The sequence below is a fragment of the Cupriavidus phytohabitans genome (assembly GCF_017815025.1).
In the GTDB taxonomy this organism is placed as follows: domain Bacteria; phylum Pseudomonadota; class Gammaproteobacteria; order Burkholderiales; family Burkholderiaceae; genus Cupriavidus.
Window position 1 is genome coordinate 1 of record NZ_JAGIQB010000050.1, and the last position, 21,312, is coordinate 21,312.

Annotated in this window: 28 protein-coding genes and 1 tRNA gene; 6 read left to right on the forward strand and 23 right to left on the reverse strand. The window is 62.8% G+C overall.

Annotated elements, in window-relative coordinates; all coding sequences use genetic code 11:
* Positions 1-124: 124 nt before the first annotated feature.
* On the reverse strand, positions 125-1,792 hold the full coding sequence (gene ettA, locus J8I34_RS27085) for an energy-dependent translational throttle protein EttA (protein WP_209807439.1): 1,668 nt from the start codon (positions 1,790-1,792) through the stop codon (positions 125-127).
* 138 nt (positions 1,793-1,930) lie between these two features.
* Here ettA and J8I34_RS27090 point away from each other — a divergent pair, with 138 nt between their 5' ends.
* The 3 genes from J8I34_RS27090 to J8I34_RS27100 all read left to right on the forward strand — a co-directional run bounded on the left by J8I34_RS27090 (position 1,931) and on the right by J8I34_RS27100 (position 3,213).
* Positions 1,931-2,155: a hypothetical protein gene (locus J8I34_RS27090; protein WP_029048367.1), complete on the forward strand. Its 225-nt coding sequence runs from the start codon at positions 1,931-1,933 to the stop codon at positions 2,153-2,155.
* Between the two features lie 59 nt (positions 2,156-2,214).
* Positions 2,215-2,703, forward strand: a complete 489-nt coding sequence (locus J8I34_RS27095; protein ID WP_209807452.1) for a M48 metallopeptidase family protein — start codon at positions 2,215-2,217, stop codon at positions 2,701-2,703.
* Positions 2,704-2,892: 189 nt separating this feature from the next.
* Entirely contained in the window at positions 2,893-3,213 is a 321-nt protein-coding gene (locus J8I34_RS27100) for a 2TM domain-containing protein (RefSeq protein ID WP_209776152.1), read from the forward strand.
* Between the two features lie 39 nt (positions 3,214-3,252).
* On the opposite strand, the gene J8I34_RS27105 is transcribed toward J8I34_RS27100, so the two are convergent.
* Positions 3,253-4,017, reverse strand: coding sequence for a LytR/AlgR family response regulator transcription factor (locus J8I34_RS27105; RefSeq protein WP_209807440.1), 765 nt, complete (start codon positions 4,015-4,017; stop codon positions 3,253-3,255).
* Positions 4,014-4,925, reverse strand: coding sequence for a sensor histidine kinase (locus J8I34_RS27110; protein WP_371748147.1), 912 nt, complete (start codon positions 4,923-4,925; stop codon positions 4,014-4,016). Before J8I34_RS27110 ends, J8I34_RS27105 begins: the two co-directional genes overlap by 4 nt.
* Before the next feature lie 84 nt (positions 4,926-5,009).
* Between J8I34_RS27110 and J8I34_RS27115 the strand changes: the two genes are divergently transcribed.
* Complete coding sequence (locus tag J8I34_RS27115; protein ID WP_209776247.1) at positions 5,010-5,198, forward strand: hypothetical protein; 189 nt, start codon at positions 5,010-5,012, stop codon at positions 5,196-5,198.
* 65 nt (positions 5,199-5,263) lie between these two features.
* Here the strand turns inward: J8I34_RS27115 and J8I34_RS27120 are convergent.
* The 6 genes from J8I34_RS27120 to petA all read right to left on the reverse strand — a co-directional run bounded on the left by J8I34_RS27120 (position 5,264) and on the right by petA (position 9,571).
* Positions 5,264-5,339, reverse strand: a tRNA-Thr gene (locus tag J8I34_RS27120).
* Positions 5,340-5,391: 52 nt separating this feature from the next.
* Positions 5,392-5,880, reverse strand: coding sequence for a ClpXP protease specificity-enhancing factor (locus J8I34_RS27125; RefSeq protein ID WP_209807441.1), 489 nt, complete (start codon positions 5,878-5,880; stop codon positions 5,392-5,394).
* A gap of 57 nt (positions 5,881-5,937) precedes the next feature.
* Positions 5,938-6,549: a glutathione S-transferase N-terminal domain-containing protein gene (locus tag J8I34_RS27130; RefSeq protein WP_010812311.1), complete on the reverse strand. Its 612-nt coding sequence runs from the start codon at positions 6,547-6,549 to the stop codon at positions 5,938-5,940.
* A gap of 218 nt (positions 6,550-6,767) precedes the next feature.
* Positions 6,768-7,511 carry a cytochrome c1 gene (locus tag J8I34_RS27135; protein WP_029047650.1) on the reverse strand — a complete coding sequence of 248 codons (744 nt, stop codon included), beginning with the start codon at positions 7,509-7,511 and terminating at the stop codon, positions 6,768-6,770.
* 36 nt (positions 7,512-7,547) lie between these two features.
* Positions 7,548-8,951 carry a cytochrome b gene (locus J8I34_RS27140; RefSeq protein ID WP_029047649.1) on the reverse strand — a complete coding sequence of 468 codons (1,404 nt, stop codon included), beginning with the start codon at positions 8,949-8,951 and terminating at the stop codon, positions 7,548-7,550.
* Positions 8,952-8,953: 2 nt separating this feature from the next.
* Positions 8,954-9,571: a ubiquinol-cytochrome c reductase iron-sulfur subunit gene (gene petA, locus J8I34_RS27145; RefSeq protein ID WP_209807442.1), complete on the reverse strand. Its 618-nt coding sequence runs from the start codon at positions 9,569-9,571 to the stop codon at positions 8,954-8,956.
* A 214-nt stretch (positions 9,572-9,785) separates the two neighbouring features.
* On the opposite strand from petA, the gene mscL reads away from it, so the two are divergent.
* A complete protein-coding gene (mscL, locus tag J8I34_RS27150) occupies positions 9,786-10,211 on the forward strand; it encodes a large conductance mechanosensitive channel protein MscL (RefSeq protein ID WP_209775500.1) in 426 nt (141 codons plus the stop codon).
* Positions 10,212-10,256: 45 nt separating this feature from the next.
* Here the strand turns inward: mscL and J8I34_RS27155 are convergent, their stop codons facing one another.
* On the reverse strand, positions 10,257-11,003 hold the full coding sequence (locus J8I34_RS27155; protein WP_209807443.1) for a Nif3-like dinuclear metal center hexameric protein: 747 nt from the start codon (positions 11,001-11,003) through the stop codon (positions 10,257-10,259).
* Positions 11,004-11,023: 20 nt separating this feature from the next.
* On the opposite strand from J8I34_RS27155, the gene J8I34_RS27160 reads away from it, so the two are divergent.
* The gene (locus J8I34_RS27160; RefSeq protein ID WP_029047645.1) at positions 11,024-12,217 is read left to right on the forward strand and encodes a Do family serine endopeptidase; all 1,194 of its coding nucleotides are present in this window, start codon (positions 11,024-11,026) and stop codon (positions 12,215-12,217) included.
* A 441-nt stretch (positions 12,218-12,658) separates the two neighbouring features.
* Here J8I34_RS27160 and J8I34_RS27165 read toward each other — a convergent pair whose 3' ends face one another.
* From J8I34_RS27165 to hisB, 13 genes are all read right to left on the reverse strand, one after another.
* Entirely contained in the window at positions 12,659-13,759 is a 1,101-nt protein-coding gene (locus J8I34_RS27165) for a porin (protein ID WP_209807444.1), read from the reverse strand.
* Positions 13,760-14,002: 243 nt separating this feature from the next.
* On the reverse strand, positions 14,003-14,800 hold the full coding sequence (gene tatC / locus J8I34_RS27170; RefSeq protein ID WP_209775499.1) for a twin-arginine translocase subunit TatC: 798 nt from the start codon (positions 14,798-14,800) through the stop codon (positions 14,003-14,005).
* 133 nt (positions 14,801-14,933) lie between these two features.
* Positions 14,934-15,443, reverse strand: coding sequence for a Sec-independent protein translocase protein TatB (gene tatB / locus J8I34_RS27175; RefSeq protein ID WP_209807445.1), 510 nt, complete (start codon positions 15,441-15,443; stop codon positions 14,934-14,936).
* 84 nt (positions 15,444-15,527) lie between these two features.
* Entirely contained in the window at positions 15,528-15,767 is a 240-nt protein-coding gene (gene tatA, locus J8I34_RS27180) for a Sec-independent protein translocase subunit TatA (RefSeq protein ID WP_029047641.1), read from the reverse strand.
* A 147-nt stretch (positions 15,768-15,914) separates the two neighbouring features.
* Positions 15,915-16,271 carry a histidine triad nucleotide-binding protein gene (locus tag J8I34_RS27185; RefSeq protein WP_029047640.1) on the reverse strand — a complete coding sequence of 119 codons (357 nt, stop codon included), beginning with the start codon at positions 16,269-16,271 and terminating at the stop codon, positions 15,915-15,917.
* Between the two features lie 53 nt (positions 16,272-16,324).
* Positions 16,325-16,714: a DUF4870 family protein gene (locus J8I34_RS27190; protein WP_209775497.1), complete on the reverse strand. Its 390-nt coding sequence runs from the start codon at positions 16,712-16,714 to the stop codon at positions 16,325-16,327.
* A gap of 73 nt (positions 16,715-16,787) precedes the next feature.
* The gene (locus J8I34_RS27195; protein WP_029047638.1) at positions 16,788-17,165 is read right to left on the reverse strand and encodes a phosphoribosyl-ATP diphosphatase; all 378 of its coding nucleotides are present in this window, start codon (positions 17,163-17,165) and stop codon (positions 16,788-16,790) included.
* Positions 17,162-17,566 carry a phosphoribosyl-AMP cyclohydrolase gene (hisI, locus tag J8I34_RS27200; RefSeq protein ID WP_029047637.1) on the reverse strand — a complete coding sequence of 135 codons (405 nt, stop codon included), beginning with the start codon at positions 17,564-17,566 and terminating at the stop codon, positions 17,162-17,164. The genes J8I34_RS27195 and hisI overlap by 4 nt, the downstream gene beginning before the upstream one ends.
* A gap of 2 nt (positions 17,567-17,568) precedes the next feature.
* Positions 17,569-18,339, reverse strand: coding sequence for an imidazole glycerol phosphate synthase subunit HisF (gene hisF / locus J8I34_RS27205; protein WP_029047636.1), 771 nt, complete (start codon positions 18,337-18,339; stop codon positions 17,569-17,571).
* Between the two features lie 81 nt (positions 18,340-18,420).
* Complete coding sequence (gene hisA, locus J8I34_RS27210) at positions 18,421-19,167, reverse strand: 1-(5-phosphoribosyl)-5-[(5-phosphoribosylamino)methylideneamino]imidazole-4-carboxamide isomerase (RefSeq protein ID WP_029047635.1); 747 nt, start codon at positions 19,165-19,167, stop codon at positions 18,421-18,423.
* A gap of 182 nt (positions 19,168-19,349) precedes the next feature.
* The gene (gene hisH / locus J8I34_RS27215; RefSeq protein ID WP_209775495.1) at positions 19,350-20,003 is read right to left on the reverse strand and encodes an imidazole glycerol phosphate synthase subunit HisH; all 654 of its coding nucleotides are present in this window, start codon (positions 20,001-20,003) and stop codon (positions 19,350-19,352) included.
* A complete protein-coding gene (locus J8I34_RS27220; RefSeq protein WP_018004934.1) occupies positions 20,000-20,623 on the reverse strand; it encodes a YchE family NAAT transporter in 624 nt (207 codons plus the stop codon). Before J8I34_RS27220 ends, hisH begins: the two co-directional genes overlap by 4 nt.
* A gap of 97 nt (positions 20,624-20,720) precedes the next feature.
* A complete protein-coding gene (gene hisB / locus J8I34_RS27225; RefSeq protein ID WP_019451384.1) occupies positions 20,721-21,308 on the reverse strand; it encodes an imidazoleglycerol-phosphate dehydratase HisB in 588 nt (195 codons plus the stop codon).
* Positions 21,309-21,312: the final 4 nt, after the last annotated feature.

The window sequence follows — 21,312 nt, forward strand, 5'->3', positions numbered from 1 at the left end:
GCTTCGCTTCGTTCGCTGTGATCAACTTACGGTGGGACTTGCACCCACAAGAGTGCGCCCATGCTGGGCGCACAAAAAAAAACCAGGCCCGCCGGCCTGGTTCTCTTTCATACTCAGCAGTACTTCACCGCGCAATCGGCTTATACCGGATCCGCTTCGGCTTGGCCCCTTCTTCGCCCAGCCGCTTCTTCTTGTCCGCCTCGTATTCCTGATAGTTGCCCGGGAAGAACTCGACATGCGAGTCGCCTTCGAACGCCAGGATGTGCGTCGCGATCCGGTCCAGGAACCAGCGATCGTGCGAGATCACCATCACGCAGCCGGCGAACTCGAGTAGCGCATCTTCCAGCGCGCGCAGCGTTTCCACGTCGAGGTCGTTCGACGGCTCGTCCAGCAGCAGCACGTTGCCGCCGGCGATCAGCGTCTTGGCCATATGCAGGCGGCCGCGCTCACCGCCCGACAGCGTGCCGACCTGCTTCTGCTGGTCGCCGCCCTTGAAGTTGAAGCGGCCGATATAGGCGCGCGACGGGGTTTCGTACCGGCCTACCGTCAGGACATCGGCGCCGCCCGAGATTTCCTCGAACACGGTCTTGGTGCCGTCCAGCGCGTCGCGGCTCTGGTCGACAAAGGCCATCTTCACGGTCGGCCCGATCTTGATCTCGCCGCTGTCCGGCTGTTCCTTGCCGGTGAGCATCTTGAAGAACGTCGACTTGCCGGCGCCGTTCGGACCGATGATGCCGACGATGGCGCCCGGCGGCACCTTGAAGCTCAGGTTTTCGATCAGCATGCGGTCGCCGAATCCCTTGCTGACGTTGTCGAATTCGATCACTTCGTTGCCCAGGCGCTCACCCACCGGGATGAAGATTTCCTGGGTTTCGTTGCGCTTCTGGTATTCCTGGCTGTTCAGCTCGTCAAAGCGGGCCAGACGCGCCTTGGACTTGGCCTGGCGGCCCTTGGGGTTCTGGCGCACCCACTCCAGTTCCTTGTGCAGCGCCTTCTGGCGCGCCGATTCGCTGGCCTCTTCCTGCTTCAGGCGCGCTTCCTTCTGGTCCAGCCACGAGCTGTAGTTGCCCTTCCAGGGGATGCCCTGGCCGCGGTCCAGTTCCAGGATCCACTCGGCGGCGTTGTCGAGGAAGTAGCGGTCGTGGGTCACGGCCACCACGGTGCCGGGGAAGCGCGTCAGGAACTGCTCCAGCCAGTCGACCGACTCGGCATCCAGGTGGTTGGTCGGTTCGTCGAGCAGCAGCATGTCGGGGCGCGACAGCAGCAGGCGGCACAGCGCCACGCGGCGCTTCTCACCACCGGAGAGAAGTCCGATCTTCGCGTCCCACGGCGGCAGGCGCAGCGCGTCGGCGGCGATCTCCAGCTGCAGCTCGACGTTGTTGCCGTCGCTGGCTGCCAGGATGGCTTCGTACTTGGCCTGGTCGGCGGCCAGCGCGTCAAAGTCGGCGTCCGGCTCCGCGTACGCGGCGTAAATCTCGTCGAGCTTCTTGCGCGCCTCGAACACGCCGCCCAGTGCTGCTTCCACCGATTCGCGCACGGTCTGCTCGGGATCGAGCTGCGGTTCCTGGGGCAGGTAGCCGATGTTCAGGTTCGGCATCGGCGTGGCCTCGCCCTCGATCTCCTTGTCGAGGCCGGCCATGATCTTGAGCAGCGTGGACTTGCCCGAGCCGTTCAGGCCCAGCACGCCGATCTTGGCGCCGGGGAAGAACGACAGCGAGATGTCCTTCAGGATGTGACGCTTGGGCGGAACGATCTTGCCCACGCGGTTCATGGTGAAAACGTACTGTGCCATGGGTGCGTGTTGGGGTTGGTGCGGGAATGGCGGGAGTGTATCAGGCACGCCGGGGCGCTCAGGCCGGCCCCAGCCAGCTTTGGCCCCCGCCGGTACAATGACAGGTTCGACCTTCCGCTGATTTTTCAAGCCATCGCCATGAGCAGACCCGCCCTGACCCTGAAGTTCAAGTGCAAGAAGTGCGCGAAACCCGTCACGCTGTACCTGCAGAAAACGTCCGCGTGCTCGCACATCACTCCGTACCAGGGCTTCTGCAAGTGCGGCGAAATGATGCGCCACGCCACCGGCGACAAGGACGCGGTCGAGTCCTTCGTCAATTCGCTGGACAACAGCTGGATGCATCACCATCACCACCACCATTGACCACGACTAGGCAGGCCACTGCAGTGACCGAAACCTGGCGCCCCGCCGCCAAGGACCCGATGCGCTTCCTGGGCGGCTATCCGCCCGAAGTGCTCGACCAGGTGCGCGAACTCGCCGCCGCCGGTCGCCTGGGCGACCACCTGGCCCGCCGCTATCCCGGCCGCCATACCGTGCAGACCGATCGCGCGCTGTACGACTACGCCACCGAACTGAAGCAGGAATACCTGCGCAGCGCGCCGCCGCTGCACAAGGTCGGCTTCGATGCCACGCTCGACTCGGCGCACAAGGCATTGGGCCTGCACACCGCGATCTCGCGCGTGCAAGGCGGCAAACTGAAGGCCAAGAAGGAAATCCGCGTGGCCTCGCTGTTCAAGGAAGCGCCGCCGGAATTCCTGCGCATGATCGTCGTGCACGAACTCTCGCACCTGAAAGAGCGCGACCACGACAAGGCCTTCTACCGGCTCTGCGAACACATGGAGCCGCGCTACCACCAGCTGGAGTTCGACACGCGCCTGTGGCTGGCGTGGCGCGAAATGGAGCGCGCGTAGCAAATGTAGCGGCATGCACGTCCTTCGTGCAGCATAGAGAAGCTGCGCCGGGAGGCATTCGCGCCACGACGTTTGCCATTTGCGAACGATATCCGTCGATTCGGCCCATGGCGCTGGTACCCCTTACCGGTCGCATATACCTTACGCATGACAACGAACTCCATGCCGAGGTATTCCATGCGCCACGATATGCATCAACCCTATCCGCCAAACGACCCGAACGCCATGGCCTACTGGCGCGCCCGCCGCATGGTCCGCGCGCTGCGCGGCTGGTACATCCACCTGCTGGTCTATGCCGTGGTCAATGCCTGGTTGTGGTTTCGCTTCTTCTACTTCGGCAGCCCGGCCTGGTCGCACTACACCACCACCGGCTGGCCGTGGCCGCTGACCACCACGCTCGCCTGGGGCCTGGGGCTCGGTGTGCACGGATTGCTGGTCTGGATGCGGCTGTCGCGCCGCGGGCGGGACTGGGAGCAGCGCAAGATCCAGGAGTTCATGGATCGTCAGTAGAGCGCCCCGGCGGCGGCAGTGCGATGCGCTGCCGCCACGTTACATCTGCCGGAACTTGTGCATATAGGCGCGCGATACCGGCAACTCCGTATCGCTATTGCGCATCCGAACAAGCAGCCGCCCGGATTCATCGCGGCGCGTACCGGCCACGAATTCCATGTTGACGATGGACGAGCGGTGGATCTGCCAGAACACCTCGGGATCCAGGCCGGCGATCAGCTCCGCCAGCGGCGTGCGGATCAGGTGCTCGCCCTCGCGGGTATGGACGACCACGTATTTGTCGTCGCTCTGGAAGTACATCACCTCCTGGATCGGCACGTGGCTGGTGGTATTGCCGCGACTGGCACGGACCCAGCGCAGCAGACCAGGGTTCTCCGTGCGCGGCTGATGCCCGCGCGTCAGCCGGCTCAGGAGCTGGGCCAGTTCGGGTAGCGGTGCGGCATCCTGCAATGCCTTGCGCAAGCGCTCGATGGTCCGGCCGAGGCGTTCGTCGCTGACAGGCTTGACCAGGTAATCCACCGCGGCGCGTTCGAAGGCATCCAACGCAAATTCATCGTAGGCGGTAACAAACACCAGCCGAGTATCGGTCTCTATGCCCTGCGCCACTTCCAGCCCGGACAGCCCCGGCATCTTGATATCGAGGAATGCCACGCTGGGCGACAGCCTTGCGATGGCTTCGGCCGCTTCGATGCCGTTGGCGGCCTCGGCAACGATCAGCAGTTCCGGCCACAGACGCTCCAGCTTCCCGCGCAGATGGGCGCGCAGGTGTTCTTCGTCGTCGGCGATCAATGCGGTTAGGGTCATTGGGCGTCTCCGGGTCGGACAGGCTGCTGCATGGGAACATCGATCAGCACCGCGGTGCCGGGCGAGCGCTCCTCGATACGCACGTGCGCATCGCCGTCATACAGCACGGCCAGCCGCTCGCGCAGGTTGGCAAGGCCCACCCCCGAGCCCGCCGTCGGGCGAAAGCCCATGCCATCGTCCTCGATGGTCGCGAGCATTCGAGCGCCCTGCCGCTCCAGCCTGACCAGCAGCCGCCCGCCTTCGATCTTCGGCTCCAGGCCATGCTTGATCGCGTTCTCGACCACCGGTTGCAGCAGCATGGGCGCCAGCGGCATCGGTTCCAGTTCGGGATCGACATGGATCGAGTAATGCAGCCGGTCTCCCATGCGGATGCGTATCAGGGCCAGATAGTCGCGCAGCAATTTCGCCTCCTGCGCCACCGTTCCCTGCGCCGCGCGACTCGCGGCCAGCGAGGCACGCAAATACGCAATGAAATGCTCCAGCATCAGCGTCGCCTTCTGCGGCGCCGGCTCAATCAGGCTGACCACGTTGGCAAGCGTATTGAACAGGAAATGCGGCTCGATCTGGGCCTGCAGCAACTTCATCCGCGCCTCGACCAGCTGCTTTTCGGTGGACAACGTGCGCACCTGTTCGCGCGCCATGTACTCAGCAATCTTGCGCTCCTCCCACTCACGGCCAAGCAGGCCGACCCGGGCCCAGGTCATGACGCCGTGCATCGCCAGGCCGATGCCCCAACCGATGAGCGGTCCGCCAGACCAGGGACGATGCGGCGATCCCACCAAATGGAACGCGATGATCAATCCATTGACCACCACATAGACCATGGCGTGCACATAGAAGAAGCGCAGCGCACGGACGCGGCGGCGGGCGTCTTCATAAGCGCGCTGCTCGGGGGCGGATCGCCAGATGCGGGAGTCAGAGGGATGCACGGGCGGATGAGCTGGTGCTGAGTTGCGGGAGGTTACCACCGTGTCTCCGGAGGTGACACTGGGGTGACGGCAACCGACGGATTTCCGGCGCCAACTGCTGAATGCACGGCGCCGATGACTTGGACAGAACAACGCCGCAACCTCATCCTCGCCAACAGCAATCCTGGCTGGATACCCCCTGAACCGTTCAAGCGGATCGCCTCGGCCTATCGGCTCAGGCAGGCGCTTGCGGGCGCCGGCGGCGACATCTAGTCGAACGGCCGCCGGTCAAAACAAAACGGGCTACGCGATGGTGGTCGCATAGCCCGTTCTTTATCTGGTGCCGGCTGCAGGACTCGAACCCGCCACCTGATGATTACAAATCAACTGCTCTACCTGATGAGCTAAGCCGGCATGTCTGGTGCAGACCGCGATTCTACTGCATCGCGGCCTACTTTGGGATGGCTTACTTCACCACCTTCAACGCTGGCTTCTTGCCGCCGATGCGCGGTACCGGGGGCGGCGTTTCATCGTCTCCCGGGCCGGAGTCGGCCGTGGTGGCCGGCGTTTCGGCTTCCACCGGCGCCAGCTTGGGCGCCGGGTTGTTTTCGCGTTCGGTGGCCGCCTGCGTTTCCGGCAGGCTGCGCTCGACCGGGAAGGCCATGCCCTGCCCGTTTTCGCGGGCGTAGATGGCCAGCACGTTCTCGACGGGGACGTCGATCTTGCGCGACACACCGCCGAAGCGTGCGCTGAAGGTGATCCACTCGTTGCCCATATCCAGGCCGCTGGTGGCATCGAAGCTCACGTTGAGCACGATCTCGTTGTTCTTCACGAACTCGCGCGGCACGTTGGTGTTGGCATCGACGAACACGGCGACGTACGGCGTGAAGCCGTTATCCGTGCACCACTCATAAATGGCGCGGATCAGGTAAGGCTTGGTGGAGGTTTCAGGCATTGTGCTTCCAGTGGCGCCGTGTGGCCCGAGGGCGGGATGCCTTCGGGCCGGTGCCGATTAGCGGCGCATCACCTTCTCGGAGGGGGTGAGCGCTTCGATGTACGCGGGACGGCTGAAAATGCGTTCAGCATACTTCAGCAGCGGCGCGGCGTTCTTCGACAGTTCGATGCCGTAGTGGTCCAGGCGCCACAGCAGCGGCGCGATGGCGACGTCAAGCATCGAGAACTCTTCGCCCAGCATGTACTTGTTCTTGACGAAGATCGGCGCGAGCTGCGTCAAACGGTCGCGGATCGCGGCGCGGGCGCGTTCGTGGTTCTTCTCCGCGGCCTTGCCCTTTTCGTTCTCGAGCGTGTACACGTGCGTGAACAGTTCCTTTTCAAAGTTGAACAGGAACAGTCGGGCGCGGGCGCGCTGGACCGGGTCGGCCGGCATCAGCTGCGGGTGCGGGAAGCGCTCGTCGATGTATTCGTTGATGATGTTCGACTCATACAGGATGAGGTCGCGCTCGACCAGGATGGGCACCTGGCCGTAGGGGTTCATCACCGAAATATCTTCGGGCTTGTTGAACAGGTCGACGTCGCGGATTTCAAAATCCATGCCCTTTTCGAACAGGACAAGGCGGCAACGTTGGGAAAACGGGCAAGTCGTACCCGAATACAACACCATCATGGTTGGATTCCTTGGGCTTAGCCGGAGCTGGGTCGGACGGTAAGGTCTGCCATTCTGCCAAAAGCGGACACCGAAAAGCAAATAAGTGGCAATTGATCCACTTACCAAGGCATGTTTGATCACCCATCCAATGAAAAAGGCCAGAGCGATGCTGCTTTCGCAACGTCCGCATCTGGCCTTCGGCGTGGCTGCCGGCTCCGGGCCGCCACCAGCGAGACTTACTTCACATCCTTCCAGTAGGCCGCGTTCAGGCGCCACGCGAAGACGGTGAACATGCCCAGGAACAGCAGCACCCACACGCCAAGGCGCTTGCGGTGGTTCTGCGCGGGTTCGGCCATCCAGTCCAGGAAGCCGACCAGGTCGGCGGTGGCCTGGTCATACTCGACCTTGCTCATCTTGCCCGCGCTCAGTTGCTCGAAGCCGGCGAACTTGTGGACCTTCTCGCCGTGCTCTTCCACTTCCGTGAACTTCGCGGCGCGCTGGCCCTGCAGCTCCCACAGCACGTGCGGCATGCCGACGCTCGGGAACACCAGGTTGTTCCAGCCGGTGGCGCGGCTGTCGTCACGGTAGAAGGTGCGCAGGTAGGTATAGAGCCAGTCGTCGCCGCGGGCACGCGCAATCACCGACAGGTCCGGCGGCTGCGCGCCGAAGAAGGCCTTGGCTTCCTTCGGCTGCATGGCGATGGTCATGGTCTCGCCGACCTTGTCCGCGGTGAACAGCAGGTTCTGGCGGATCTGGTCGTCAGTGAGGCCGATGTCCTTGAGCCGGTTGTAGCGCATCATCGATGCGCCATGGCAGTTCAGGCAGTAGTTGACGAACAGCTTGGCGCCGCGCTGCAGCGACGACAGGTCGGCAGTGTTCACCGGTGCCGGCTCCAGCGGGAAGCCTCCCTCTGAAGCCATGGCAGGCGCGCCGGCAAAACAGGCGCCGGCCAGCGCGATGATCGAAAGCAGCTTTTTCATCTTGTGTCCTTGTGCTCTTGTCGGGGTTCGCGTCGCTCAGTGCGGATGGAACGTGACACGCTCAGGCACCGGCTTGAACTCGCCGGCACGGCTCCACAGCGGCATGGTCAGGAAGAAGGCGAAGTACAGCAGCGTACCAAGCTGCGACACCTTCTCACCAACCGGCGACGGCGGTTGCACGCCGAGATAGCCGAGCACCAGGAACACCACCACAAAGACGATCAGGATGGTCTTGTGGAAAGCGGGACGATAGCGGATGGACTTGACCGGCGAGCAGTCCAGCCACGGCAGGAAGAACAGGATCACGACCGAGCCGCCCATCACCAGCACGCCCCAGAACTTGGCGTCGATGAAGTAGAAGCCCACTGCCAGGATCACGGCGATGGCGATCGCACCGATCTTGACGCGTGCGTCCTTGCTGCGCAGGAACACCATGCCGAGCAGCAGCGCGAAGAACACCCACAGGATCGGCAGGAAGTTCGACGTGGTGGCGCGCAGCATCGAGTAGAACGGCGTGAAGTACCAGACCGGCGCGATATGCGGCGGCGTCTTCAGCGGATCAGCCGGGAAGAAGTTGTTGTGCTCCAGGAAATAGCCGCCCACTTCCGGGAAGAAGAAGATCACCGCCGAGAAGATGATCAGGAAGCCGGCAACGCCCAGCGTGTCGTGCACCGAGTAGTACGGGTGGAAGGGGATGCCATCCAGCGGCACGCCGTTCTCGTCCTTCTTGGCCTTGATCTCAACGCCATCCGGGTTGTTCGAGCCCACTTCATGCAGCGCGATGATGTGTGCAATGACCAGTGCCAGCAGCACCAGCGGCACCGCGATGACGTGGAACGAGAAGAAGCGGTTCAGCGTTGCATCGCTCACCACGTAGTCGCCGCGGATAAACAGCGACAGGTCCTGGCCGATCACCGGAATCGCCGAGAACAGGTTCACGATCACCTGCGCGCCCCAGTACGACATCTGGCCCCACGGCAGCAGGTAGCCCATGAAGGCTTCCGCCATCAGGCACAGGAAGATCAGGCAGCCGAAGATCCAGACCAGTTCACGCGGCTTGCGGTACGAACCGTACAGCAGTCCGCGGAACATATGCAGGTAGACCACGACAAAGAAGGCCGAGGCGCCGGTCGAATGCATGTAGCGCACCAGCCAGCCCCACGGGACTTCGCGCATGATGTATTCCACGCTGGCGAAGGCCACGGGAATGCCGGCGGCGTTGAGCGTGCCATCCGGCTTGTAGTTCATCACCAGGAAAATACCCGTGACGATCTGGATCACCAGCACCAGCAGCGCGAGCGAACCGAAGAAGTACCAGAAATTGAAGTTCTTCGGCGCGTAGTACTTGGAAAGGTGGTCTTCCCACAGTTGCGTTGCCGGGAAGCGGGCGTCGATCCAGCCCATCAGGCCGGTCGTCTTGACTTGTTTTTCGGCCGCCATGATCAGGCTTCTCCTTTCTCATCCTTGCCGATCACGATTTTGGTGTCAGTCAGGAATTGGTAGGGGGGAACATCGAGATTCTGCGGAGCCGGCTTGTTCTTGAAGACGCGCCCGGCCAGGTCGAACGTGGAGCCATGGCAAGGGCAAAGGAAACCGGGATCGGCGCCGAGTTGGGGATTGGCACCGGAAGCAAAGGGGCCGGAAGGCGAACAGCCGAGGTGGGAACAGATGCCGACCACGACCAGTACGTCCTTGTGCTCCGCACGCGAACGGGTTTCGTTCTTGCAGTAGTCCGGCGTCTGCATGGTAAACGGAACCTCGGAATCCGGATCGGCCACCTCGCCGTCCGTCTTCTTCAGCGATGCCAGTTGTTCCTCGGTCCGCTTCATGATCCAGACCGGCTTGCCGCGCCACTCGACAGTCATCATCTCGCCCGGCTTCAGCGCACCGATATCTGCTTCAACTGGCGCGCCCGCGGCCTTGGCTTTCTCCGATGGTGCAAAGGTACTGACGAAAGGAACCGCTACCGCTACGCCTCCGACGCCGCCGGCGACGGATGTCGCGATCAACCAATTGCGGCGACCTTTATCCACGCTCTTCACGTCTTGCTGGTCACTCATTCCAAACCCCAGGGGAAGTCAATTTAGATTTTGCGTCAACCATAAAGTGTACCTTAGACATCTGCGCGCTAGATAGGCGCAAATTGCCTTGTCCATGCGCGATAATCGGACATGCAAGCCGGAAAGCCGCCACCAGACTTGCTTTCAGGGCAGTGATGCGGCAGGCTGATAGCTTGATACCGTTCATCGCTAGCAACAAGAAGGAGAACCCCCCATGGGCATGATCTCGGAATTCAGGACCTTCGCAATGCGCGGCAATGTCATCGACCTTGCGGTCGGTGTGATCATCGGCGCTGCATTCGGGAAGATTGTTGATTCAGTGGTCAATGACCTGATCATGCCGGTAGTGGGCCGCATCGTCGGCAAGCTGGACTTTTCTAATATGTTTGTCACGCTGGCCGATCCACCGCCTGGAACGCCAATGACGTTGGATGCGTTGAAGAAGGCAGGTGTGCCCGTATTTGCCTATGGAAATTTCCTGACTATCGTTGTCAACTTTGTGATCCTGGCCTTCATCATCTTCATGATGGTGCGCGCCTTCAACAAGATGCGCGAAAAGGAACCGCCCCCGGCCCCGGCCGCACCGCCTGAAGAAGTGGTACTGCTGCGCGAGATCCGCGACGCCCTCAAGACGCGCTGAGTCCAGAACGATAATACGGCCCCGATGGGGCCGTATTGTTTTGAGTCAGACGGGATTGGGAATATCGATGAACGTGTGCCGCAATCCGAAGTGTTGCGCCACATGCTCGCCCAGTGAGCGGATGCCATAGCGCTCGGTGGCGTGATGACCAGCTGCCAGATATGCCACGCCGCTCTCGCGCGCAAGGTGCGTGGTCTGCTCCGAGACCTCGCCACTCAGGTAAGCATCGACGCCAGCCGCCACCGCCGCATCGAAGTAGCCTTGCGCCCCACCCGTGCACCAGCCGATCGTGCGGATCATCTGCTCCGGCTCGCCAATGGCCAGCGGCTCTCGCCCGAGCACGCCACCAACATGCGCTGCCAGGGCAGACAGCGGCATCGGCGCGGGCAAGGTGCCGGTCCAGCCGAGCTGGTCATCGCTGAAGCGTCCGGTCGGTGTGAAGCCGAGCTGCAGCCCGAGCTGCGCGTTGTTGCCGAATTCCGGATGGTTGTCCAGCGGCAGGTGGAAGGCGAACAGGTTGATGTCGGCGCCAAGCAACCGCTTCAAGCGCGCGTGCTTCTGCCCGACCACACGCGCATCTTCGTTTTTCCAGAAATAGCCGTGATGGACCAGGATGGCATCGGCGCCGGCTTCGGCAGCGGCCTCGACCAGCGCCAGGCTAGCCGTGACGCCGGTGATGATGTGAGTGACTTCCGGGCGACCTTGCACTTGCAGCCCGTTGGGACAATAGTCCTTGTAACGGGAAACCTCCAACAGGGCGTTCAAGTACAATTCAAGCTCTTTTGTTTTCATTTTCTGCTCAAAACTCCAATATGTTGCGGCGCTTTTGGCTGTTCTTTGCCCAGGCTGTCACCGTCGTGCTGGCGGTCTGGTTCGTCGTGGCAACGCTCAAGCCGGATTGGCTGCAGAGGGGGCGCGTCGCGGTCCAGTCTGGGTCGCCCATTGTGGCGCTGAAGGAAGTCGTGCCTAACGTCTCCGGCCCGGCCGCCGAAGGGTCTTACAGTGAAGCGGCCCAATCCGCCATGCCGGCGGTGGTCAACATCTTTACCAGCAAGAACGGCAACAAGCGCTCGCCCAACCCGCAGGCCGAGGATCCGTGGTTCCGCTTCTTCTTTGGCGACCGCCTGCCTGAACGGCAGGAGCCGGTATCGAGCCTGGGATCGGGCGTGATCGTCAGTGCCGAGGGTTACATTCTAACCAACCACCACGTGGTGGATGGCGCCGACGAGATCGAGATTGCCCTGACAGACGGCCGCAAGGCCAACGCCAAGGTCGTCGGCTCCGACCCGGAGACCGACCTGGCTGTGCTGAAGGTGACGCTGAAGGACCTGCCCGCGATCACTCTGGGCCGGCTGGAGAACGTCAAGGTCGGCGATGTGGTGCTGGCGATCGGCAACCCGTTCGGCGTGGGCCAGACGGTGACGATGGGCATCGTGTCGGCGCTGGGGCGCAGCCATCTCGGCATCAATACCTTCGAAAACTTCATCCAGACCGACGCGGCGATCAACCCGGGCAACTCGGGCGGCGCGCTGGTCGACGCACAGGGCAATCTGCTGGGCATCAATACGGCGATCTACTCGCGTTCGGGCGGTTCGCTCGGGATCGGCTTCGCGATACCGGTATCGACAGCCAAGCAAGTGATGGAGTCGATTATTTCCACCGGAAGCGTCACGCGCGGCTGGATCGGCGTCGAGCCGCAGGATATGACGCCGGAGATTGCCGAGTCCTTCGGGCTGGATGCCAAGGAAGGCGCACTGATCGCCGCGGTGGTCCAGGGTGGGCCGGCCGACAAGGCAGGCGTGAAGCCGGGCGATGTCCTGACCAAGGTTGACGGTCTTTCGATCACTGACACAACGGCGCTGCTCAATGCCATTGCGCAGCTCAAGCCGGGCGTAGACATCAAGATGACCGTGATCCGTCGCGGAAAGCCTGCCGATCTGACGGTGACGATCGGAAAGCGGCCACCGCCGCCGCGTAGGGTCTTGCCGTTTGATGAAGAGGAGTGAGGCCGGGCCGTTACCTCCCAGCCCCGTCTCCAAAGAGCCCCGTCAGCGATGACGGGGTTTTTTTGTGCGTTGGGATTGGAGCGTCGGTTGTGAGCGCCTGATTGATTACCCTGAGGCGCTTGCTGCGATATCTTTCCGTCGCGGTTAGCTACTCGTGACAAGAACCGCCCATACGTCGGCCACTACAAAGGGCAAGCACCGGTCACCCGCGAAGTTGCGGCAGACCCAAGGCAGAAGCGCCCGAGCGGGCCGTACCAAGTGCTCATCCGGACGGGCCCTCCACGCGTGCCACGGCCGCAAGCCTCGATTGGCCCCGCGAGCGGCCCATCCTTGGTCGAGTGGCTCGCACAGCGCTACGCCGTGAAATGACAAAAGGCCGGCATCCTTGCGGACGCCGGCCTTCTGCAAGCCAATCTCAAGCGAGCTTACGCCCGCATCAGATTAGAACTTGTGGCGCAGACCAACCACAGCACCGAACTGATCCTTGTTCGGCTGAACGTTGGTGGTCGTGGCGGTGTTGAAGCCGTTCACGCCCAGGGCCGAGCCCTTGTCGTTCAGAGCGTACGACAGCGAGGTGTACACGTCGGTACGCTTCGACAGCGCGTAGTCGGCCGTGATCACGAACTGCCACGGATCGGCTTCGCTCTTGCGGAAGTCCTGGTAGTACGCAGCGCCCGACAGCGAGAACGCCGGGGTCAGCTGGTAGCCCAGACCCAGCCAGTACAAGTTCGACGAGGTGGACGTGGTGACAACACCGTTGTCGACCGTCGTGCCGCCGGTCAGCGGGGCGCCGTCGAAAGCCTTGGCCCAGCGATAGCCAGCGTAGACCTTGGCCGGACCGAAGGCGTAGTTAGCGCCAACGGTAGCACGGCGGGTGCGCTGACCGCTTTGGTCAACACCAGCGGCCGACACGGTGCCGTGGATTTCGTCGTAGGCAGCACCAACCGAGAACGGGCCGGCTGCGTAGTTCAGCATTGCGCCGTACTGTTGGCCGCGGCGGAACGCACCAGCGGTTTCCTGGCCGTTGTTGTTGAAGCTGTAGAAGGCGTTAGCGGTCAAGCCACCGAAGGTGCCGATGTACTTGACGGTGTTGTCAGCGCGAGCAGCGAACTGGGCGTCTTGTGCCAGGATGCCGTAGCGCGACGAGATGGCCATCGGGTCATAGATCAGACCGAAGTCATAGAACGAGGTCTGTTGACGGCCCAGCAGCAGCGAACCGAACTGGCTTTGCACACCGACGTAGGCTTGACGACCGAACAGACGACCGCCTTGGGCCGAACGGCCGTCATCGAGGTCGAAACCGCTTTCCAGGACGAACACGCCCTTCAGGCCGCCGCCCAGATCTTCCACACCACGCAGGCCCCAGCGCGAACCGGACTGGTTACCCGAAGCCATACGGAACAGGTCGTCGCCATTGGCGTTGGCATTGCTGTTGTACTCGAGGCCAACGTCAGCCACGCCGTACAGGGTTACGCTCGATTGGGCATACGCGCCACCAGCGGCCAGAGCGGCGACGGCAGCAGCAAACAGTTTCATCTTCATATCGACACTTTCCTTGTCAACTGATTGGGAAATCTTGGTTGCCCAAGTGCTTGGGCGACGTATTTACATTCACGTCTGCTGCGTATTATGTGCCAGCCCCCCCAGCCCTCAGAAGGCTTTTTCGGCGTAAACCATGCTTAGCAGCGGTTTTTGTTGTGATCGAACAACACGATCGGGCAAAAAAAATCCCCGTTTTGGTGCAAAAACGGGGATCGATGGCTAGGAATACCTGCCTCAGCGGCACTAATCCGTTTGTGTTTCCCCTGAAGCTTCGGCTTGCCCGGCCGGACGGCCGACAAAGCGGGCCATGAGCAGACCAAGTTCATAGAGCATCACGAGCGGAACCGCGAGAAGCAACTGAGACAGCACGTCCGGGGGCGTCACGATGGCAGCAATGATGAACGCCCCGACGATCACATACGGGCGAATCTGCTTCAGCTTTTCCAACTCGACCACGCCGAACCGAACCAGCACGATCACTACCACCGGCACCTCGAAGGTGATGCCGAAGGCCAGGAACGTGGTCATGGCAAAGCTGAGGTATTTGTCGATATCCGTAGACATGTCCGCGCCCAATGGCGCGTTGTAGTGCGCCATGAAGTGGAACACGGTTGGGAACACCAGGAAGTACGCAAACGCCACGCCGCACAGGAACAGGATGTAGCTGCTCGATACCAGCGGCAGGATCAGCCGCTTCTCATGCTGGTACAGCCCGGGCGCAACGAACTGCCAGACCTGGTAGAGGACCCATGGCAGCGCGATCAGGAAAGCCACCAGCAAAGTGACCTTCATCGGTACGAAAAATGAGCCGGTGACGTCGGTCACGATCATCTTGCCACCCTTGGGCAGCGACTCCATCAGCGGCGCCGCAAACAGGTTGAAGATGACAGGCGCCCAGTAGACGAGGCAAACGAAGACCAGGATGATCCCGGCCACCGCCTTGACCAGGCGCTGGCGCAGCTCGATCAGGTGGGAAATGAAGGTTTCCTGCTGCGACTCGTCTTGCGGGTCTTGGGGATCTGGGGACCGGGTGTCGCTCATGGCGTGAACCGCTCAGCCGCACTGGCTGGCAAGTTGGGGATCGATGTGCCGCTCGCGCGGCGCGGTTGGACGGGCATGGCGATGGCAGCGGCGGCCCTGGCTCGGGCCATCGACCCGTCGCCGCGCAACGTGCTCACTCGAAGAAGGAACGGGACGGCCGGCTGGCCGGACGGTGGCGCTTCACGCGCGCGGCGCCCGACTGCACCCAGACCCGGACATTATGCTGGCGCTTGAACCACAGTGGCCGTGCGCCCTGCTTCACGCGCCAGCTCTTGCGGCCGTTGTGCGCCTTGTGCGCCGCGTCCCAGCTGGGCACGAAGCTGTTGCCGCCGGCGCTGACGCCTTCGGTGCTCGCTTCGGTGCCGGCGAGCGCCTCGTTCAGCGCCTGGGTCTGCTCGTTGACTTCCTTGTGGATGGTGCGCTCGACGTCGCGCGCCGCTTCCTCAAATTCAGAACGCATCTTGCGCAATTCTTCCAGCTCGACTTCGCGGCTGACCTCGGCCTTGACGTCATTGATATAGCGTTGCGCGCGGCCGACCAGGGCGCCAACGGTGCGTGCGACCTTGGGCAGCCGCTCGGGACCGATCACGATCAGTGCCACGGCACCGATCAGCGCCAGCTTGGAAATGCCGAGATCAATCATGCGGACATCATGCGAAAGACAGCAAAGACGCGGGGCTGCGCGCAGGCAGCCACAATCACGGGAAGGGGACGGCTCACCGCCGGCTTACTGCTGCTGGCGCGACTTTTCCTTGGCCTCGACATCGATGGTGGTGGAGTCGCGCAATTCCTTGGACTGGGTGGCCTGAGCCGACTTGTCCTTGTCTTCGCCATCCTTCATGCCGTCCTTGAAACCCTTGACCGCGCCGCCCAGGTCCTGGCCGATATTGCGCAGTTTCTTGGTGCCGAACACAAGCATGACGATCACCAGCACGATCAGCCAGTGCCAAATGCTAAACGAACCCATCTCTTGCTCCTGATGAAGCCTCGGGCGTAGTCATAGTCGCCCGGACCCGTTGTTCCGTCCCGTTATGGCCGCGCCGGGCGACGGTTGCCGGCGCAGCATTTGCCCAGGCGTTGCCGCCGCGGGCGCTTCCATGCCAAGGCTGCCCGGTCAGGGCAGCGGTCCCTTCCACTGGTGGCGCGGCCCACCGAGCACATGCAGGTGCAGGTGGTAGATTTCCTGGCCGCCGTCCGGTCCGGTATTGATCACCGTCCGGAAACCGTTGCCACAGCCTGCCGCGCGCGCCAGTTCAGGCACCTTCAACATCATTCTAGCAAGCACCTCACCTTCGCCGGCGCCGCAATCGGCCAGCGAGTCGACATGCGACTTGGGGATGACCAGCAAGTGTACCGGGGCCTTGGGATGGATATCGTGGAAGGCCACCATGTCGTCGTCTTCGTACACCTTGCGCGACGGTATCTGGCCGGCCACGATCTTGCAGAAGATGCAATTATCCTGAACGTTCATGAAAATTTCATTGCGGCGAACCCTGCACCCGGAGGGTATCGGTCCGCCCGGCATCAGAACGGCTGATCCGGGTACATCGGCTTGCTGTCGTTGAGGTACAGCCAGCCCTTGACGATACGATACAGCATCCATAGCGACAGCACGCCCCAGGCCGCAAACGCCAGCGGCATCAGCACCACGGTGGCGAAGAGCACGCCGCCCAGCACCGCCCACACCACCGACCACCAGAACGAGCGGATCTGCCAGGCGAAGTGCGAGGCATACAGCGAACCGCGCGCGTCGTCGCGCTTGACGTAGTCGATGACGATGGCGATCAGCGCGGTAATGCCGCCGGTCAGCCAGAAGATTGCGTACAGCGCGTACAGGATATGCAGCAGCTTGCGCAGGCTGCTCTGTTGTTCGCCGCTGGGGCCTGTAACCTGCGCGGTGTAGTCGTTCGCCATGTTTGCCCTTGTTCTGCGATGGCCTGCCTCGCGGCAGGCGGGAGACTGGCCAGCACAGCGACTGGTCAGCCGGTCATCCCTCTTCCTTGCGCCGGGCCTTTTCCTCGAGGCCGGAGAGGCCTTCGCGCCGCGCCAGTTCGTTGACCACGTCGTCGGGGCCCAGCCCGAAGTTTGCCAGCAACACCAGGGTGTGGAACCACAGGTCCGCCACTTCATAGACCAGCTTGCCGGCCTCGGTGCCGGTGTGGCCAGCAGCGCGCGCATCCTTGGCCGCCATCACGGTTTCGGTGGCTTCCTCGCCGATCTTCTTCAGGATGGCGTCGTCGCCCTTGCTGTACAGCTTGGCAACATAGGATCTGGCGGGGTCGCCGCCATTGGCGGGCTTGCGCGATTCGAGCACTTCGGCCACGCGCGCCAGCACATCGCTGCTGCTCGGTCGGGAGTCGGTCATGGCTTGCTATAGATCTGTGCAGGGTCCTTCAACACGGGCTCGACGGTCTGCCAGTCGCCCGCTTCCGCATCGCCCTCGAATTTCTGGAAGAAGCAGGAATGGCGCCCGGTATGGCAGGCGATGCTGTCGACCTGCGTGACCTTGAGCAGCACCACATCTTCATCGCAGTCGAGGCGGATCTCATGCACCTTCTGCACGTGGCCGGACTCTTCGCCCTTGTGCCACAGGCGCTTGCGCGAGCGCGACCAGAACACGGCCTCGCCCAGTTCCACCGTGCGTTGCAGCGCGTCGCGGTTCATGAACGCGAACATCAGCACGTCGTTCGAACCCATTTCCTGCACGATCACCGGCACCAGGCCGTTATCGTCCCACTTGACCTTGTTGAGCCACTTCTTTGCCATGATCAGATCCGCACGGGAATGCCCTCGCGGGCCATGAATGCCTTGGCTTCGCCCACGGTATGCTCGCCGTAGTGGAAGATGCTGGCGGCCAGCACCGCGTCGGCGCGGCCCTTGGTGATGCCGTCGGCGAGGTCCTGCAGCCCGCCGACGCCGCCCGAGGCAATCACCGGCACCGGCACCGCGTCGCTGACGGCACGGGTCAGTTCCAGGTCGAACCCGCTCTTGGTGCCGTCGCGGTCCATGCTGGTCAGCAGGATCTCGCCGGCGCCGCGTGCGGCCATCTCGCGGGCCCATTCGACCGCGTCCAGGCCGGTCGCCTTGCGCCCGCCATGGGTGAAGACTTCCCAGCGCGACGGCTCGCCCGGGGCGGAGCTGCGCTTGGCATCGATCGCCACCACGATGCACTGCGAACCATATTTGGCCGTGGCGTCGGACACCAGCTGCGGATTGGCAATAGCCGACGAGTTGACGCTGATCTTGTCCGCGCCGGCATTGAGCAGGCGCCGCACATCTTCAACCGTGCGCACGCCGCCGCCGACCGTCAACGGGATGAAAACTTGCGAGGCGACGTCCTCGATAATGTGCAGCATCAGGTCGCGCCCATCGCTGGTGGCGGTGATGTCGAGGAATGTGATCTCGTCGGCGCCCTGTTCGTCATAGCGGCGCGCGATTTCCACGGGATCGCCCGCATCGCGCAGTTCGACGAAATTGACGCCCTTGACCACCCGCCCGTTGGTCACGTCCAGGCAGGGGATGATACGTTTGGCTAGCATGAGAGTCCTTGTCCGCCGCCGCGCCGGCAAGTGACCGGTGCGACAGCGGCTGCGCCCGAGGCGCGTTGGCTTGCGTTTGGCTTACTGGCCGTCGCGCAGCTTGTCGGCACGAGCCTGCGCATCGGCAAAGTTGAGATCACCGGAGTAGATTGCGCGACCGCAGATGACGCCTTCCACACCCTCGCCTTCGACCGCGCACAGGTTGTCGATATCCGCCAGGTTGGACAGGCCGCCGCTGGCGATCACCGGGATCGACATCGACTGCGCCAGCTTGACGGTGGCGTCGATATTGATCCCCTGCAGCATGCCGTCGCGGCCGATGTCGGTATAGATGATGGCTTCGACACCGTAGTCTTCGTACTTGCGCGCGAGGTCCGCCACTTCATGGCCGGTCAGCTTGCTCCAGCCGTCGGTGGCGACCTTGCCGTCCTTGGCATCGAGGCCGACGATGATGTGGCCGCCGAAGGCGGAGCAGGCGTCCTTCAGGAAGCCGGGGTTCTTCACCGCCGCCGTGCCGATGATGACGTACGACAAGCCGTCGTCCAGCCAGCGTTCGATGGTGTTCAGGTCGCGGATGCCGCCCCCCAGTTGCACCGGGATCTCGTCGCCGACCTCGGCGATGATGGCCTTGATGGCCGCCTCGTTGCGGGGCTTGCCCACGAACGCGCCGTTCAGGTCCACCAGGTGCAGGCGCCGCGCGCCCTGCTCCACCCAGTGGCGTGCCATGGCGGCGGGATCTTCGGAAAAGACGGTGGCCTGGTCCATGTCGCCTTGTTTGAGGCGTACACACTGACCGTCCTTCAGGTCGATGGCCGGAATGAGCAACATATGCGTGACGAGCGTGGTTGAGTAAGTGAGGTTGAGCGAGACCGGCGGGGCCGGTCAGGTCGGGTCGATGTTTCGATCGGGAACTGGTCGCTTGACGGGTTGCGTGAAGGGTCCGGTGACGGGTCTGTCTGGTTCTCGGTCTAACAATCGTCAAACAAGCGATTCGGGGTGTCCGGTGCGCCTTATGGATTCCAGTGGACGAAGTTCCGGTACAGCCGCAGGCCAAGGGCCGCGCTCTTCTCGGGGTGGAACTGCGTCGCGAAAATATTATCGCGGGCTACCGCGCTGGTAAACACGACTCCATACTCCGTCTCACCGGCGATATGGGCCGGATCCTGCGCCTGCACGTAGTAACTGTGGACGAAATAGAACCAGCTGTCGTCCGGAATCCCGCTCCACAGCGGGTGCGGCTTAGCCTGGCGCACCCGGTTCCAGCCCATCTGCGGCACCTTGAAACGCGAGCCGTCGGGCTGCGTCATGCCTTCCAGCGCAAAACGCACAACCTGCCCGGGCATCAGGCCCAGCGCTGGCGTGCGGTCCGCGCCAGCACGACTTTCGGTGCTGAACTCAAACAGCATCTGTTCGCCGACGCACACACCCAGCATCGGCTTGCTGCCGGCGGCCTCGACCACCGCTTCCTGCAGGCCCGAGGCGCCCAGCGCCGACATGCAATCGGGCATCGCGCCCTGACCGGGCAACACCACGCGATCCGCACTGCGGATGCCTTCGGGGGCATCCACCACCCGCACGTCCGCTTCCGGCGCCGCGGCACGCAGCGCCTGCGCCACCGAGCGCAGGTTGCCCATGCCGTAATCCACAATTGCTATGGTAGTCATGATTTCAAAACAGGCAACAATGTCTTCAGCCCGTCCACAATGAATTCGACGGCCAGCGCCGACAGGATCAGCCCCATCAGGCGCGTGCCGATATTGATGCCGGTGCGGCCGATGACCCGGGCGATCGGGTCGGCCGCGCGGAACACCAGGTACACCACCGAGCCCAGCAATGCGCCGATGCCTACCAGGATCAGCAACTGGTACCAGTGCTGGGTCTTGCCGGCATAGACGATCACCGTGCTGATCGAGCCCGGCCCGGTCAGCAGCGGCAGCGCCAGCGGCACCACCGCAATGCTGGACTTTACCTCGGCCTCATCCTCTTCTTCCGGCGTGGCCTTGGTGCGGCTGGTCTGCGCGTTCAGCATGTTCATGGCCATCATGATCATGATGAGACCGCCACCCACCTGCAGTGAAGCCACCGAGATATTGAAGAACTCGATGATCTGCTGCCCCAGCAACGCCGACACCGCCACCACGATCGCCACCGAGATCGACGCGATCTTGATGGTACGCAGCTTTTCCGCTTCAGTCTGCTGGCTGGTCAGGCTGATGAAGAACGGGATCGCCCCGATCGGGTTGATCAGCGCCAGCAGCGAGATAAACGACTTGAGCGTATCCATCGGTTGCGGGTTGCCAGCATCGCTGGCCGGGATTCAGGCAGGAAAAAAAAGTGGGCGGGCGCCGCAACCAGCCGGCACGCCTACGGGTTCAGGAAGCTCAGAGCGTACCCTTGGTCGACGGGATCGTGTTGGCCGCGCGCGGATCCAGCTCAACCGCCATGCGCAGGGCCCGGCCAAAGGCCTTGAACACGGTTTCGCACTGATGGTGGGCATTGATGCCGCGCAGATTGTCGATATGCAGGGTGACGCCGGCATGGTTGACGAAGCCGCGGAAGAACTCGATGGTCAGGTCGACGTCGAAGCTGCCCACGCGCGCACGCGTGAACGGCACGTGGAACTCCAGGCCGGGGCGGCCGGAGAAATCGATCACCACGCGCGACAGGCACTCATCCAGCGGCACGTAGCTATGGCCGTAGCGGGTGATGCCTTTCTTGTCGCCAATGGCCCTGGCGACGGCCTGGCCGAGCGTGATGCCGACATCTTCCACCGTATGGTGGTCGTCGATATGCGTGTCGCCGGTGGCTTCGACCTCCAGGTCGAACATGCCATGCCGGGCGATCTGGTCGAGCATGTGGTCGAGGAACGGCACGCCCGACGCCAGCTTCTGGCGGCCGGTGCCGTCGAGATTCAGGGAAACGCGGATTTGCGTTTCCGAAGTATTGCGGGTGACCTCTGCAACACGCATGGTG

Coding starts and splice junctions, on each gene's coding strand:
- ettA (WP_209807439.1), bottom strand. CDS start 1,792: ATGGCACAGTACGTTTTCACCATGAACCGCGTGGGCAAGATCGTTCCG.
- J8I34_RS27090 (WP_029048367.1), top strand. CDS start 1,931: ATGAGCAGACCCGCCCTGACCCTGAAGTTCAAGTGCAAGAAGTGCGCG.
- J8I34_RS27095 (WP_209807452.1), top strand. CDS start 2,215: ATGCGCTTCCTGGGCGGCTATCCGCCCGAAGTGCTCGACCAGGTGCGC.
- J8I34_RS27100 (WP_209776152.1), top strand. CDS start 2,893: ATGCATCAACCCTATCCGCCAAACGACCCGAACGCCATGGCCTACTGG.
- J8I34_RS27105 (WP_209807440.1), bottom strand. CDS start 4,017: ATGACCCTAACCGCATTGATCGCCGACGACGAAGAACACCTGCGCGCC.
- J8I34_RS27125 (WP_209807441.1), bottom strand. CDS start 5,880: ATGCCTGAAACCTCCACCAAGCCTTACCTGATCCGCGCCATTTATGAG.
- J8I34_RS27130 (WP_010812311.1), bottom strand. CDS start 6,549: ATGATGGTGTTGTATTCGGGTACGACTTGCCCGTTTTCCCAACGTTGC.
- J8I34_RS27135 (WP_029047650.1), bottom strand. CDS start 7,511: ATGAAAAAGCTGCTTTCGATCATCGCGCTGGCCGGCGCCTGTTTTGCC.
- J8I34_RS27140 (WP_029047649.1), bottom strand. CDS start 8,951: ATGGCGGCCGAAAAACAAGTCAAGACGACCGGCCTGATGGGCTGGATC.
- petA (WP_209807442.1), bottom strand. CDS start 9,571: ATGAGTGACCAGCAAGACGTGAAGAGCGTGGATAAAGGTCGCCGCAAT.
- mscL (WP_209775500.1), top strand. CDS start 9,786: ATGGGCATGATCTCGGAATTCAGGACCTTCGCAATGCGCGGCAATGTC.
- J8I34_RS27155 (WP_209807443.1), bottom strand. CDS start 11,003: ATGAAAACAAAAGAGCTTGAATTGTACTTGAACGCCCTGTTGGAGGTT.
- J8I34_RS27160 (WP_029047645.1), top strand. CDS start 11,024: ATGTTGCGGCGCTTTTGGCTGTTCTTTGCCCAGGCTGTCACCGTCGTG.
- J8I34_RS27165 (WP_209807444.1), bottom strand. CDS start 13,759: ATGAAGATGAAACTGTTTGCTGCTGCCGTCGCCGCTCTGGCCGCTGGT.
- tatC (WP_209775499.1), bottom strand. CDS start 14,800: ATGAGCGACACCCGGTCCCCAGATCCCCAAGACCCGCAAGACGAGTCG.
- tatB (WP_209807445.1), bottom strand. CDS start 15,443: ATGATTGATCTCGGCATTTCCAAGCTGGCGCTGATCGGTGCCGTGGCA.
- tatA (WP_029047641.1), bottom strand. CDS start 15,767: ATGGGTTCGTTTAGCATTTGGCACTGGCTGATCGTGCTGGTGATCGTC.
- J8I34_RS27185 (WP_029047640.1), bottom strand. CDS start 16,271: ATGAACGTTCAGGATAATTGCATCTTCTGCAAGATCGTGGCCGGCCAG.
- J8I34_RS27190 (WP_209775497.1), bottom strand. CDS start 16,714: ATGGCGAACGACTACACCGCGCAGGTTACAGGCCCCAGCGGCGAACAA.
- J8I34_RS27195 (WP_029047638.1), bottom strand. CDS start 17,165: ATGACCGACTCCCGACCGAGCAGCAGCGATGTGCTGGCGCGCGTGGCC.
- hisI (WP_029047637.1), bottom strand. CDS start 17,566: ATGGCAAAGAAGTGGCTCAACAAGGTCAAGTGGGACGATAACGGCCTG.
- hisF (WP_029047636.1), bottom strand. CDS start 18,339: ATGCTAGCCAAACGTATCATCCCCTGCCTGGACGTGACCAACGGGCGG.
- hisA (WP_029047635.1), bottom strand. CDS start 19,167: ATGTTGCTCATTCCGGCCATCGACCTGAAGGACGGTCAGTGTGTACGC.
- hisH (WP_209775495.1), bottom strand. CDS start 20,003: ATGACTACCATAGCAATTGTGGATTACGGCATGGGCAACCTGCGCTCG.
- J8I34_RS27220 (WP_018004934.1), bottom strand. CDS start 20,623: ATGGATACGCTCAAGTCGTTTATCTCGCTGCTGGCGCTGATCAACCCG.
- hisB (WP_019451384.1), bottom strand. CDS start 21,308: ATGCGTGTTGCAGAGGTCACCCGCAATACTTCGGAAACGCAAATCCGC.